The 12,062-nt window shown below is 72.1% G+C and carries 12 protein-coding genes and 1 pseudogene; 6 read left to right on the top strand and 7 right to left on the bottom strand.

Annotation, left to right across the window (positions count from 1 at the left end):
• Positions 1-2: 2 nt before the first annotated feature.
• Positions 3-959 carry an ROK family protein gene (locus ACQPYE_RS35425; protein WP_498717466.1) on the top strand — a complete coding sequence of 319 codons (957 nt, stop codon included), beginning with the start codon at positions 3-5 and terminating at the stop codon, positions 957-959.
• A gap of 10 nt (positions 960-969) precedes the next feature.
• Positions 970-2,070, top strand: coding sequence for a mannose-6-phosphate isomerase, class I (manA, locus tag ACQPYE_RS35420; RefSeq protein WP_498717465.1), 1,101 nt, complete (start codon positions 970-972; stop codon positions 2,068-2,070).
• Between the two features lie 67 nt (positions 2,071-2,137).
• On the opposite strand, the gene ACQPYE_RS35415 is transcribed toward manA, so the two are convergent.
• From ACQPYE_RS35415 to ACQPYE_RS35405, 3 genes are all read right to left on the bottom strand, one after another.
• The gene (locus tag ACQPYE_RS35415; protein ID WP_498717464.1) at positions 2,138-2,809 is read right to left on the bottom strand and encodes a lytic polysaccharide monooxygenase auxiliary activity family 9 protein; all 672 of its coding nucleotides are present in this window, start codon (positions 2,807-2,809) and stop codon (positions 2,138-2,140) included.
• A 192-nt stretch (positions 2,810-3,001) separates the two neighbouring features.
• Complete coding sequence (locus ACQPYE_RS35410; RefSeq protein WP_498717463.1) at positions 3,002-3,409, bottom strand: nucleoside deaminase; 408 nt, start codon at positions 3,407-3,409, stop codon at positions 3,002-3,004.
• Positions 3,406-4,239 carry an LLM class flavin-dependent oxidoreductase gene (locus ACQPYE_RS35405; protein WP_498717462.1) on the bottom strand — a complete coding sequence of 278 codons (834 nt, stop codon included), beginning with the start codon at positions 4,237-4,239 and terminating at the stop codon, positions 3,406-3,408. Before ACQPYE_RS35405 ends, ACQPYE_RS35410 begins: the two co-directional genes overlap by 4 nt.
• A 93-nt stretch (positions 4,240-4,332) precedes the next feature.
• Here ACQPYE_RS35405 and ACQPYE_RS35400 point away from each other — a divergent pair, with 93 nt between their 5' ends.
• Positions 4,333-4,779: an Lrp/AsnC family transcriptional regulator gene (locus ACQPYE_RS35400; protein WP_498717461.1), complete on the top strand. Its 447-nt coding sequence runs from the start codon at positions 4,333-4,335 to the stop codon at positions 4,777-4,779.
• Positions 4,780-4,800: 21 nt separating this feature from the next.
• Here the strand turns inward: ACQPYE_RS35400 and ACQPYE_RS35395 are convergent, their stop codons facing one another.
• The 3 genes from ACQPYE_RS35395 to bdeA form a co-directional block, all read right to left on the bottom strand.
• Positions 4,801-5,676, bottom strand: a complete 876-nt coding sequence (locus ACQPYE_RS35395; protein ID WP_498717460.1) for a hypothetical protein — start codon at positions 5,674-5,676, stop codon at positions 4,801-4,803.
• On the bottom strand, positions 5,673-6,263 hold the full coding sequence (locus ACQPYE_RS35390) for an RNA polymerase sigma factor (RefSeq protein WP_498717459.1): 591 nt from the start codon (positions 6,261-6,263) through the stop codon (positions 5,673-5,675). Before ACQPYE_RS35390 ends, ACQPYE_RS35395 begins: the two co-directional genes overlap by 4 nt.
• Before the next feature lie 317 nt (positions 6,264-6,580).
• Positions 6,581-7,450 (bottom strand): bis(hydroxyethyl) terephthalate hydrolase, encoded by an 870-nt coding sequence (bdeA, locus tag ACQPYE_RS35385; protein WP_498717458.1) that lies wholly within the window; start codon positions 7,448-7,450, stop codon positions 6,581-6,583.
• A gap of 176 nt (positions 7,451-7,626) precedes the next feature.
• On the opposite strand from bdeA, the pseudogene ACQPYE_RS35380 reads away from it, so the two are divergent.
• Positions 7,627-7,926 (top strand): annotated as a pseudogene (locus tag ACQPYE_RS35380) (glycoside hydrolase family 3 N-terminal domain-containing protein); the annotation flags it as partial.
• Here ACQPYE_RS35380 and ACQPYE_RS35375 read toward each other — a convergent pair.
• Entirely contained in the window at positions 7,832-8,812 is a 981-nt protein-coding gene (locus ACQPYE_RS35375) for an EamA family transporter (protein ID WP_498717457.1), read from the bottom strand. The pseudogene ACQPYE_RS35380 and the gene ACQPYE_RS35375 overlap by 95 nt on opposite strands.
• Before the next feature lie 80 nt (positions 8,813-8,892).
• Between ACQPYE_RS35375 and ACQPYE_RS35370 the strand changes: the two genes are divergently transcribed.
• Together ACQPYE_RS35370 and ACQPYE_RS35365 are read left to right on the top strand one after the other, a co-directional pair.
• Positions 8,893-9,384 (top strand): MarR family winged helix-turn-helix transcriptional regulator, encoded by a 492-nt coding sequence (locus tag ACQPYE_RS35370; RefSeq protein ID WP_498717456.1) that lies wholly within the window; start codon positions 8,893-8,895, stop codon positions 9,382-9,384.
• Positions 9,385-9,518: 134 nt separating this feature from the next.
• A complete protein-coding gene (locus ACQPYE_RS35365; protein WP_498717455.1) occupies positions 9,519-11,645 on the top strand; it encodes a glycosyl hydrolase in 2,127 nt (708 codons plus the stop codon).
• Positions 11,646-12,062 lie beyond the last annotated feature (417 nt).

Below are 12,062 nucleotides of genomic sequence, written 5' to 3'. Positions count from 1 at the left end.
CCATGGGGCAAGCACTCGACCCGGTCGCGGTCGCCATCGACATCGGCGGCACGAAGCTCGCCGCGGCGTTGGTCGAGTCCGACGGCACCGTCCTGGCCCGCCGCACCGCGGCGACGCCCACCGGTGACGCGGAGACGGTCTGGGGCGGCCTCGCGGGAGTGCTCGACGAGCTCCTGGGGGCCGCCACCGGCCGCACCGTGCTCGGCGCGGGCATCGCCTCGGCCGCGCCGATGGACCTGCGCACCGGCACGATCAGCCCGGTCAACATCCCCGGCTGGCGCGACTTCCCGATCACCGACCGCGTCGGCGGGCTGCTGCCCGGCCTGCCGGTCCGGCTCGGCGGCGACGCCCTGTGCATGGCGCTGGCCGAGTACCACCACGGCAACGGGCGGGGCAGCGAGTGCCTGCTCGGCATGGTCGTGTCCACCGGCATCGGCGGCGGGTTCGTCTTCGCCGGCCGGCCGCACTTCGGCGCCACCGGCAACGCGGGCCACGTCGGGCACTTCGTGGTCGACCCGACCGGCCCGCTGTGCGGCTGCGGCGCGAACGGCTGCTCCGAGGCCTTCGCCAGCGGCCCGTCGATGGTGCGCTGGGCGTCGGAGCAGGGCTGGCAGCCGCTCGGCGGCACGGCGGACGGCGTCGCGCTCGCCGCGTCGGCGCGGGCGGGCGACCCGACCGCGCGGGCGGCGTTCCGGCGTTCCGGCGCGGCGGTCGCCCAGGTCATCACGGTCGCCTCCGCGTTGTGCGAGGTCGACCGCGTGGTCATCGGCGGCGGCGTGGCGCAGGCCTGGGACCTGCTCGAACCCGCCATCACGCAGCCGCTCGCGGACTACGCGGGGCTGGAGTTCATGCGCCGGGTCGAGGTGTGCCCGGCGACGTTGGGCGTCGACTCGGGACTGATCGGGGCCGCGGCGCTGCTCGCGGACGACCGCGTCCCGTCCGTGCCCGTGGGAATCTGAGGGACCGACCGTGCGCAAGTTGGACACCACCGTCCGGGAGTACCACTGGGGTTCGCGGACCGCGTTGGCCGAGCTGCTCGGCGAGCCGTCGCCCAGCCCCGTGCCGCAGGCCGAGCTGTGGGTGGGCGCGCACCCCGACGACCCGTCCCGGCTGGCCGGCTGCGACGTGCCGCTGGACGCCTACCTGGCCGCCAACCCGGCCGGCCTGCTCGGGCCGGACAGCCTGGCCGCCTTCGGCCCGCGCCTGCCGTTCCTGCTCAAGGTGCTGGCCGTGGACGCGCCGCTGTCGTTGCAGGTGCACCCGAACCGCGCGCAGGCCGTGGTCGGGTTCGCCGAGCGCGGGTACCGCGACGACCGCCCCAAGCCGGAGGTCCTGGTCGCGCTGACGGAGTTCGAGACCCTGTCCGGCTTCCGGCGTCCCGCCGAGGCGGTGGCGTTGCTGGACGAGCTGGGCTTGGCGTCGTTGACCCCGATGCGGGACGGGCTCTCGGCCGGGGACGCGTGGGGCGCGTTGCGCTGGGCACTGGGCGCCGCCGACGCGGACCTGGTCGCCGAAGTGGCGTCGACGGCGGCGCGGGTGCCCGCGCTGGCGCACGTCGCGGACCTGGCCGAGGCCTACCCGGCGGACCCGGGCGTGGTGGCGGCGTTGCTGCTCAACGCGGTGCGGTTGCGGCCGGGGCAGGCGGTCTACGTCGGCGCGGGGGTGCTGCACGCGCACCTGCGCGGCACGGGCGTCGAGCTGATGGCGAACTCCGACAACGTGCTCCGCGCGGGCCTGACCACCAAGCCGGTGGACGTGCCCGCGGTGCTGTCGCTGGTCGACCGGGGGACCGGGCCCGCCGCCGTGCTCGACGGCGAGGGCGACGGTCCGCTGAGGACCTACCGGACGCCGGACCCCGAGTTCCGCCTGCACGCCGTGCGGCCGGGCGCCGTGCTGGCCGGCGGCGGTCCGCAGCTCCTGTTGTGCACCAAGGGCTCCCTCGTCGTGAGCCGCGGCGGTGCGGAAGTCGCGTTGCGCGGCGGCGAGTCGGTGTTCCTGCCCCACGGCGCCGACCCGGCCGAGGTCGCCGGCTCCGGCGAGGCGTTCTGGGCGACCACGAACCTGGGCTGACGCGGAGGGGCGCACGGGTGCGGCGGAAGGGGTTGCCGCACCCGTGCGCCCATCAGCGCTTGTCGTCCTACTGGAAGTTCACGTCACTGCACAGGTAGTAGGCCTGGTCCATGTGGCTGGCCTGCCAGATCGTGAACACCACGTGGCGGCCGGTGCGGCTGCCCGCGTTCACCTGGGCCTGGTAGAGGCCCGTGGTGCCGTAGCGGCCGGTCGAGGTGACCAGCTCCAGGTCGCTCCAGCGCAGCGGCGTGGTCGCGGTGTTGACGCCCTGGCGGGTGATGTAGATGCGCAGGTAGTCGGCACCGTGCTTCGCCTGGTCGGTGATGGTGAGCGTGAACTGGCGGGGCTTGGTGGCCGTGTTCCACGCGCCGACCGCGTCGAGCGAGCGGTACCGGCCGCTCTCGGCCAGGCCGCCGCTGCACAGCTGGCCGTTCGGCAGGGCGCCCTGGTGGTTGCCGCCGACGCCGTTGCGGTACAGGCCGTTCCAGTTCCACATCGTGTTCGGGTCGGCCTTCCAGGCCTGCGCGCACATCGGGTCCGTCTGGCCCATGTTCGGGTTCAGGTGGTCGCTGCCCCAGCGCTGGTAGCAGCCGTAGTTGCGCGACGGCGGGTCGGTGACCGAGCCGTGAGCGCTCGCGACGCCTGATGCGCCCACCAGGGTGACGACGCTGGCCGCGAAGACCGCGAGGACCGAGCTGAAGACGCCGATCACCGATCGGGTACCGCGTCGGAAGGTCATGTGTGTGAGTCCTCCACGTTGAGGATTAACCGAGTACCGGACTGGGAGCGCTCCCAGATCCCAAGGTAGCGAACCGGACACCGTCTGTGAACCCCAACCTCGCGAGTCCTACCTCCAGAACGCGCGTGTCCCACGCTCAGAACGACCATGTCCTACGTTCAGGACACCCGAGTTCAACGCTCGGACCTGCGCCTACCGGTAGTAACCCGCCACCGGGACGGACGCCTCCTCCAGCAGCGCCGGCCCCTCCTGCGGCACGGGGGCGAAGCCGCCACCCGGCTTCAGCGCGTTGAGCTGCTCGGTCGACAACGCGAACACCACCCGCCCCAACCCGGACCGCTCGATCGCGCCGACGCACATCCCGCACGGCTGGCAGCTGGTGAACATCGTCGTCCCGGCCGCCACCTCCGGCGTGAGCGACCGCGCCGCCCACCGCGCCAGCTTCAACTCCGGGTGCGCCGTGATGTCGTCGTCCGTCACGCTGGTGTTGCGCTCCTCGACCAGCACCGCGCCGTCCGGCCCCACCAACAACGACCCGAACGGCGGGTTCCCCGACGCACGCGCCTCGGCCGCCAGCTCGATCGCCCTGCGCAAGCTCATCGGAACTCCTTTCGCACCGTGGCCAACGCCTGCCACGCGACTTCCGGGTGGACTGTCTCCTGTGGATCCCCGACGAACGGGTCCAGCACCACGGCCTCGGCGCCCGACGCCCGCAACTCCGCCAGGTCGCCGACGACCTGCGCGACGGTGCCCTCACCCAACCGCCGCTCCGGCCCCGCCTCGTCGGGCGTGATGTGCAGCAGCACGCGAGGGGCCAGTGCGGGCAGCGGTTTCCCCTCCGCCTCCGCGATGACCTCCAACCGCGCCAACGCCTCCCGGTACGCCGAAGGCGTCAGGCGCAAGCTGTGCCACGCGTCCCCGAACCGGACGGCCCGCCGCAGCGCCGCGTCGGAGTGCCCGCCCACCCAGATCGGGATCCGACCGGCCCGGTAGTCCGACTCGTCCCGCCACGCGTCCCGGACCACCCGCAGCCCCTCGTCGGTCAACCGGCCGCGGTGCGCGAAGGGCACACCCAGCGCCTCGTACTCCTGCCGCGCCCACCCCACGCCCACGCCGAGCACGAACCGACCCCCGGACAGCTCGTTCACGTTCGCCGCCATCCGCGCCACCAGCAACGGGTGCCGGTACGGCAGCACCAGCACGGTCGTGCCGAGCCGGATCCGCGACGTCACGCCGGCCAGCCAGGCCAACGCGGTGAACGGCTCGTAGAACGGGGCCGGGTACTGCTCGGCCACGTCCGGCGTCACCGCCACGTGGTCGGACACCATCAACAGGTCGAAGCCGAGGCCCTCGACCGTCCGCGCCCAGTCCCGCAGCACGTCCGGCGAGGTGCCCGGCCCGAAGTTCGGCACGTTCACCCCGATCTGCACGGTGCCAACGCTATGCCGAAACTCCCGCGTCCTGAAGAGAGGATGCCCGGTCTGAAAGGCCTTCGCCCGTGGATTCCCCGGTAAAATCCGCCCATGACCGGGAACCTCGACCCGACCGACTGGTCCATCCTCGCCGAGCTGCAACGCGACGGCCGGATCGCGCTCAGCGAGCTGGGCCGCCGGGTCAACCTCAGCGCCTCGGCGACCACCGAACGCGTCCGCAGGCTGGAGTCCGCCGGCGTGATCACCGGCTACCGGGCCGAGGTCGACCTGGCCAAGGCCGGCTACGCCGTGCTCGCCGTCGTCCGCCTGAAGTACCCCGGCAACCGGCACGAGCCGCTGCACGCGCTGCTGGCCGACCGGCCCGAGATCCTGGAGTGCCTGCGCACCACCGGCGACGACTGCTACACGCTCAAGGTCGCCGCCACGTCCATGCCGCACCTGGAGCGGGTGGTCAACGACCTCACCGGCTTCGGCAGCACCACCACGAACATCGTCTACAGCCAGACCCTGCCGTACCGGGGTGTGTCGCCGACCTAGCCCGACACACCCCGGTGGCCACTACTCCCAGGCCACGGCGGGCGCGCACGTCGCCGGGTCGCGGTCGCGCGCACCCGCGACGATCTCCCCGGCCGGGCTCACCCAGCACTCGGTCCGGTGCGACCCGGGGTCCCAGGTGCCGAGCAGCGCACCGTGCGCGTCGTACGCCCGGAGGACGTTCTGCCGTTCCCAGTCGACGGGTGGGTACCAGTCTGACGGGTGCACGATGCGGGCCAGGAACGTGCCGTCGGCGATCGTCGCGTCCACCTCTTGCCCGTTCGGCCCGTAGGTCACCCTGGCCACCTTCGACGTCACGCGGCCGGCCGCCATGACGTACCCCGGCCGGCCCGCTTGCTCGGGCTTGCCGCCATCACCACCGGAGACCGCGAGGCCGTAGTCCGGGACGAACTCGCCGGGCAGCCACCCGATCGCCGGCCTGCCGACCATCGCCGCGCTGTACGGCGCGGTGGGTTCGTCGACCGTGCAGGCCAGCACTTCCCGATCGGAGTAGAGCAGCGCGAACGCGCCGGCCTCGTCGGCCAGGTACTGGCGCAGCACGAGCGCGCCCTCGATGCCCGCGCTGTCCGCGCAGCCCTGCTCGATCTCGGCCTTCCGCTCCGGTGACGGCTCCGGCGGCCCGGCCGTCGTCGTCACCGCGGCCCGGCTCGTCGCACCGGCCTGGTCCGTGCCGCCCGCCACGTCATCACCGCCCGCCTGCTGCCACGGCGCGACGACCGCGACCAGCGCGATCACGGCCGCCGCTGCGACACCGGCCGTGACCAGGGGCGCGAACCGGGCGGCACGGCGACCACCGGTGACCTCCCGCTCCAGCCGCGCGCGGATCTCGGCCCGGCGGCGCGGCGGGACGTCCCGGGTCGGGGGGAGTGCGTGGTTCATCGGTCCTCCAGGGTGAGCGCGGGGACGGCGACGACCGGGGCCAGCCTGCGGGTCAGCCGGGCCTTCGCCTTGCTGACCCTGGCCCGGACGCTGACCTCGGCGATGCCGAGCACGCCGGCGGCGTCGGCGTACGACACGCCGGACCACACGCACAGCGCGAGCGCTTCCCGCTCGTTGCGGGGCAGTTCCTCGACGGCGGCCAGCAGCAACGCCATCCGCCGCTGGTCGTCGACCCGCTCGGCCACCTGGTCGGCGTGGTCGGGCACCGGGGTCTCCACCGGCGCCCGGCGGAACAGCCGCAGCCGACGCGCCACCGTGCGCCGGTCGCCGCGCACCACGTTCGTGGCCACGGCCAGCAGCCACGGCAGGGCGGAGTCGTGCTCCAGCCGCAGCCGGTCGCGCTTGCGCCAGGCCACCAGGAACGTGTTCTGCAGGTGGTCCTCGGCCGCCGCCCACGACGCGGTCAGCCGGAAGCAGTGGTTGTAGACCGCCTTGGCGTGCCGGTCGAACAGCACGCCGAAGGCCGGCCCGTTCCCCGCCGCGGCCTGTGACCACAGGGTGCGGTCGTCGGGGTCATCGGTCGTCATGTCCTGGTTGTGCCCGCCGGTCGAGGAGGTGTTGCCTCCTCGCAGTCAAGAGCACGTCGAAAGGGCCGTCGCCAGCAGGGGCGGTCTCATCGTCGAGACCTCCGAAGGCCCGGGGGAGAGCGCTCTCGCCCCACACCCCGCCAAGCTGGACGACGGCCCCTCGACCCCGACGACGCCGCCGCCGTGCGTCGCGGGACGTCTGGGAACGTTCCCAGGAATGACGGTAGCGCACCTGCTTCACCGCCGGCAAGCGCTTTCCCACAGACACCCCAAAAGGCCGTTCACGCTGCTGAACAGCGAGAACGGCCTGTCGGACGTCAGGAGTGGGGACAGGTGTCGCGGTACTCGGAGATGGCCGTGGCGCGGGGCGCGGGGCACAGGAACTGCTCGTAGCGGGTGTCGTTGTCGACGAACCGCTTGAGCCACGCGATGCTGTACTTCGCGATCGTCGTGTTGGAGCTGTTCGGCGCGAAGTGGCTCGCGCCCGCCAGCTCCAGGTACGCCTTGTCCAACGTGGCGGGAAGGCCGGTGTAGAACCGCTCGGAGTGCGTCGAGACGGCGGCGGTCGAGTCGTCCTCGGCGCCGACGATCAGGGTCGGCGTCTGCACCGTCGACCACGTCTTGGTGGTGTTCCACGCGGTCAGCGGGATCGAGGCCTGAAGGCTCGGCCGGTCCTTCGTGGCCTCCAGCGCGCCACCGCCACCCATCGAGTGGCCCATCACGCCCAGGCGCGAGGAGTCGATGCGCGACCGCACGGAGCTGCTCGTCGTGAGGTAGTCCAACGCCGCCAGCAGCTGGTCGCCGCGCGAGGCGGGCTGGTCGTACCGGGAGTTCGTGTCGATGATGAAGATGACGAAGCCCTGCGAGGCCAGGCGCGGTCCGAGCCAGGACAGGCTGGACTGCGAGGCCGTGTAGCCGGGCGCGACCGCGACCGCGCCGAACGTGCCCTCGGCGGTGCTGGTCGGGTAGTAGATCGTGCCGCCGCCGAAGCCGCGCACGCTCAGCGAGGACACCGTCGCCTGATCGGTGGCGAACGGCCCGCGGGTGGCCTCGATGCTCGCGGTGCTCGGCGCGGGGCCGCGTTCGTAGGGGTTCTCGGCGGCCTGGGCGACCGCGCCGGACGTGGTGAGGGCGACCACCGCGGCGAAGACCACGGCGCGGCGGGACAGGGGTGACCTCAGGGACATGTTGTGCTCTTCCCGGTGTGGCAAGGACTTGGCGGAGAGAGTCCTGAATGGACCGTGCTTACCGAGGCCGAGTCTGACCCACTACCTACTCCAGGGTCAAGTAAAAAGTGACCCAACGTACCGACCTGGTCACTTATTCGAAAGAAATTCACCTATCCCGACCGGGAAGGGAGCCCTCGACCGTCTACGGCGCCACCGTCTTCCTGCACAACATCGGCCTCGGCGCGGCGCACGACCCGTGCCTGATCCGGGACATCGGCAAGGCGACCGCCGAGCAGATCCGCGCGACCGGCCAGGACTGGGCCTTCGCGCCGACCCTGGCCGTCCCCCTCGACGACCGCTGGGGCCGCACCTACGAGGGCTTCTCCGAGGACCCGCGGATCACCCGCGCGTACGGCTACGAAGCCATCCGCGGCCTCCAGGGCAACGGCCGCGGCCGGGTCCGCTCGCCGGGCTCCAGGACCACCGGTGGGCACCACCCGGCGACCTACGCCACCGAGCGCTCCGAACACCGTGATCCGCACTGATCTCCCCCTTCGTCCCCGCCGGTTTCCGCTGGGCCACCACGAGCGCGCCCAGCACGACCACCGCGCCGACGACCTGCGACGCGGTCAACTCCTGGCTCAGCACCAGCCACCCGACCGCCGTCGCGACGACCGGGCTGAGCAGCCCGAGGAACGTCACCTGCGTCGCGGCCAGCAACCGGATCCCGCGGAACCACAGGGCGTACGACAGCGCGCCGCCGATCACGCCCAGGTAGGCGAAGCCGCCGACGTTGGCCGCGGTCAACGCGGGTGGCGGGCCTTCGACCAGCAACGTCACCGGCAGCAGCACCACGCCGCCCGCCACCAGCTGCCACCCGGTCATCGCCAGGAGCGGCGCGGGCGTCGTCCACCGCTTGCTCAGCACCACCCCGGCCGCCATCACGACCGCACCACCCAGCGCCGCCGCCACGCCGACCCAGTCCAGCCGTGCGTCCGCCCGCAGCACCAGCAGCGCCACGCCCGCGACGCCCGCCACCCCGGCGAGCGCCGTCCGCGTCGTCATCCGCTGCCCGAGCAGCGCCACCGCGAACCCCGCCACCAGCAACGGCTGCACGGCCCCGACCGTCGCCGCCACGCCACCCGGCAGCCGGTACGCGGCCAGGAACAGCAACGGCAGGAACACGCCGATGTTCAGCGTGCCCAGCACCAGCGAACGCCACCACCAGTCGCCGCGCGGCAGCCGGCGGGTGACCGCGACCAGCAACAACCCGGCCGGCAACGCCCGCAGCAACCCCGCCAGCAACGGTCGGTCCGGCGGCAGGTGCTCGGTCGTGACGTAGTAGGTCGTGCCCCACACGGCGGGGGCGAACGCGGTCACCCATTTGCTTAGCACTAAGACAAAGTAGCTCACCGCTAAGGTATCTCTGCGGTGACTTACCTCACCGCTAAGCTAGTTCGATGGCAGACCACGTCGACCTCGTCCTCGGTCAGTGGCGCGCGCGGCGCCCCGACCTCGACGTCTCGCCCATGGCGGTGATCGGCAGGCTCAGCCGGCTGGCCCGCCTGGTGGACGTCGAGCTCGGCAAGACCTTCGCCGCGCACGACCTGGACCGGGCGTCGTTCGACGTCCTCGCGACCCTGCGCCGCAGCGCGCCGCCGCACCGGCTGACCCCGACCGAGCTGATGCGCTCCTCGATGGTCACGTCCGGCGCCGTCACGCAGCGGCTCGACCGCCTCGAAGCACGCGGGCTGGTCGTCCGGACGCCGAACGAGCACGACGGCCGGGGCGTGGTCGTCGCCCTCACCGACGCCGGCCGCGACCTGATCGACCGGACCCTGCCCGACCACCTCGCCACCGAGGACCGGCTGCTCGGCGCGCTGTCCCCGCGGGAACGGACGGCCCTGGCCGACACCCTGAAGCACCTGCTCGAATCCCTCGGCGACAAGTAACCGCTAGAAGTTTCTTCACTTACCAAATTTACGGCGCTATCGTGCGTTCTCAGCGAGCACCGCTTAACCGCTTAACCCTTCCTGCCCCGCGCACCGCTCGCTGCTCACCGCTCATCGCCGAGAGGTCCGTAGCCATGAGGAAACACCCAGCCGCCAGGCAGGTGACCGCCGCCGCCCTCGCCGCCGCCCTGCTCGGCGCCGGTGCGATCACCGCCGTCGCCGCACCGGCCGTCGCCGCGCCCACCACCGCGTCCGCGCCCACCACCGCCGACACCGCCGCGTCCGTCGACACCACCGCCCCCGCCGACACCGCCCAGCGGCACCCCAAGCCGGCCCCGGTCCGGATCTCCGACCCGCGCGCCACCCCCGAGACCCGGTCCCTCTTCTCCTACCTGCGCGACCGGCGGGGCAAGGGCGTGCTGTTCGGCCACCAGCAGACGACCGAGTTCGGCGTCACCTGGGACGAGGCGACCGAGACCGACGGGCTGAGGTCCGACGTCGAGGCGGGCGTCGGCGACCACCCGGCGCTGTTCGGCTGGGACACCGGCCACCTCGGCCACGGCTCCTCTCCCGGCGACCCGGCCCCGGAGGAGAACTTCCAGGCCACCGTCGAGCTGATCGAGACCGCGCACGACGAGATCGGCGGCATCCACACGCTCGCGTCCCACATGGACAACTTCGTCACCGGCGGCAGCTTCTACGACACCGACGGCGACGTCGTCACCCGCATCCTGCCCGGCGGCGACCACCACGCGCGGTTCAACGCCTACCTCGACCGCGTCGCCCGCCTCGCGCACGAGGTCGACGACCGCCACGGCAACCCGATCCCCATGATCTACCGGCCGTTCCACGAGAACAGCGGCTCGTGGTTCTGGTGGGGCGCGGCGCACGCGTCACCGGCGAAGTACGTCGAGCTGTTCCGGTACACCGTCGAGTACCTGCGTGACGTCAAGGACGTGCACAACTTCCTGTACGCGTACTCGCCCGGCGGCGGCTACGGCGGCGTGGACGACGTCTACATGCGCACGTACCCCGGCGACAACTACATCGACGTGTTCGGCATCGACAGCTACGACGGCAGCGACGGGTCCCGGCAGTGGCTGGACGGCATCGTCGCCGACCTGGGCATGATCGCCCGCATCGCCGAGCGGAAGGGCAAGGTCTCGGCGTTCACCGAGTACGGCGTCAGCGGCGCGCTCAAGCCCAACGGGCGCAACGGCAACCTGAACTGGTTCACCACGATGTTCGACGCCATCAAGGCCGACCCGTGGGCCAACCGCAGCGCGTTCATGCTGACCTGGGTGAACTTCGGCACCGAGCAGTTCTTCCTGCCCTACCCGGCGACCGCGACCGAACCCGAGCACGAGCTGCTGCCCGACCTGCGGCGGCTGCACGCGGACCCGTTCGCGGTGTTCAGCTCGGAGCTCGACCTGCGCGACGTGTACGGGCGCAAGGTGAAGGCCGAGGCGCACCAGCCGTTCCTGCACGTCGTGTCGCCGCCGGACGGCGAGCGGATCACCACGCCGACCACCACCGTCCGCGCGCGGCTGCTCGACGCCGAGCACGCGCTCGTCCACTACACCGTCGGCGACGACCCGACCAAGCACCCGCTGCGGCTGGACCGGCGGACCGGGTACCACACCGGCGCCTGGGACATCGGCGCGGAGAACCTGACCAACGCGGTCACGCGGCTCAAGGTCACCGCCGTGACGTCGCGCGGCACGTTGTCCACGACGAACCGCGTGGTCCTGGGCGCGAAGCCGCCGCTCGCACCCGGTGTCGTCGACGACTTCGAGGGCCACGTCGACGACACGGCGCTGGGCGCGGAGTACAGCCCGTACGGGACGAACCGGATCTCGCTGGTGGCGGAGAACGGCGGCAAGGCGCTGAGGTTCGACTACGACTTCGGCTCCCAGACCTACACCGGCATCGGCAAGCGGATCTCGGGTGACTGGTCGGCGTACACCGGCTTGTCGTTCTGGCTGCGGCCCGACGGGTCGAACCACAAGCTGGTGCTGCAGCTCAACGCCGGCGGGGTGGCTTACGAGGCGTACCCGTCGATGTCCGGCACGACCGCCGGCGTCGTGACGATCCCGTTCGCGGACTGGCGCCCGGCGCCATGGGACACCGCCAACGCGCACCGGCGGATCACGCCGGAGGACCTGAAGACCCTGTCCCAGTTCAACGTCTTCATCAACCAGGTCGAGAACAACCCGGTCGTGACCGGCGCCTTCCACCTGGACGACATCCGCGCGGGCTGACCCCCGCCCCCGACCCCGCCCGCGTGCGCCGCCACATGCCCGGCGCGCACGCGGGCGGTTCCACTTGGTCACCCATCGGCCACCGACCCGGGCTCCACCACCGCCACCTCTTGCCGCCCCATGCCCGTCCCCTGGCGACGGATAGCCCCGATCGGGTGGAATTTTCGGTCGGCTGCGGTGAATGGCGGTCCGGAGGAGTTGGTGGGCCTCGCCGTCGAACTCGACATGAACGTGCTGGTCCACGACGGGGGTCGGCCGAATGGTGTGAGCTGAAAGAGGTGAATTGACCGCAGGAAGTCACCGTGGGTGTTCGCGGTTCACACTTCCGGTTGAGTGTTGGCCAGCGGGGGGTAGGTAAACTGCCGCGAATCATCGATATCACAACAGGGCAACGGGAATGTCGATCCCCAGTCAGCG

Source organism: Actinosynnema sp. CA-299493 (assembly GCF_050946825.1).
Taxonomy (GTDB): Bacteria; Actinomycetota; Actinomycetes; order Mycobacteriales; family Pseudonocardiaceae; genus Actinosynnema.
The sequence above is the reverse complement of the archived record's forward strand: the minus strand, read 5'-3'. Positions and strand labels throughout refer to the sequence as shown.

Bases quoted from the DNA above. Each gene is read 5' to 3' on its own strand.
- bdeA (WP_498717458.1), bottom strand. From the start codon at position 7,450: ATGTCCCTGAGGTCACCCCTGTCCCGCCGCGCCGTGGTCTTCGCCGCG.
- ACQPYE_RS35415 (WP_498717464.1), bottom strand. From the start codon at position 2,809: ATGACCTTCCGACGCGGTACCCGATCGGTGATCGGCGTCTTCAGCTCG.
- ACQPYE_RS35370 (WP_498717456.1), top strand. From the start codon at position 8,893: ATGGCAGACCACGTCGACCTCGTCCTCGGTCAGTGGCGCGCGCGGCGC.
- ACQPYE_RS35365 (WP_498717455.1), top strand. From the start codon at position 9,519: ATGAGGAAACACCCAGCCGCCAGGCAGGTGACCGCCGCCGCCCTCGCC.
- ACQPYE_RS35400 (WP_498717461.1), top strand. From the start codon at position 4,333: ATGACCGGGAACCTCGACCCGACCGACTGGTCCATCCTCGCCGAGCTG.
- ACQPYE_RS35410 (WP_498717463.1), bottom strand. From the start codon at position 3,409: ATGAGCTTGCGCAGGGCGATCGAGCTGGCGGCCGAGGCGCGTGCGTCG.
- ACQPYE_RS35390 (WP_498717459.1), bottom strand. From the start codon at position 6,263: ATGACGACCGATGACCCCGACGACCGCACCCTGTGGTCACAGGCCGCG.
- ACQPYE_RS35395 (WP_498717460.1), bottom strand. From the start codon at position 5,676: ATGAACCACGCACTCCCCCCGACCCGGGACGTCCCGCCGCGCCGCCGG.
- ACQPYE_RS35425 (WP_498717466.1), top strand. From the start codon at position 3: ATGGGGCAAGCACTCGACCCGGTCGCGGTCGCCATCGACATCGGCGGC.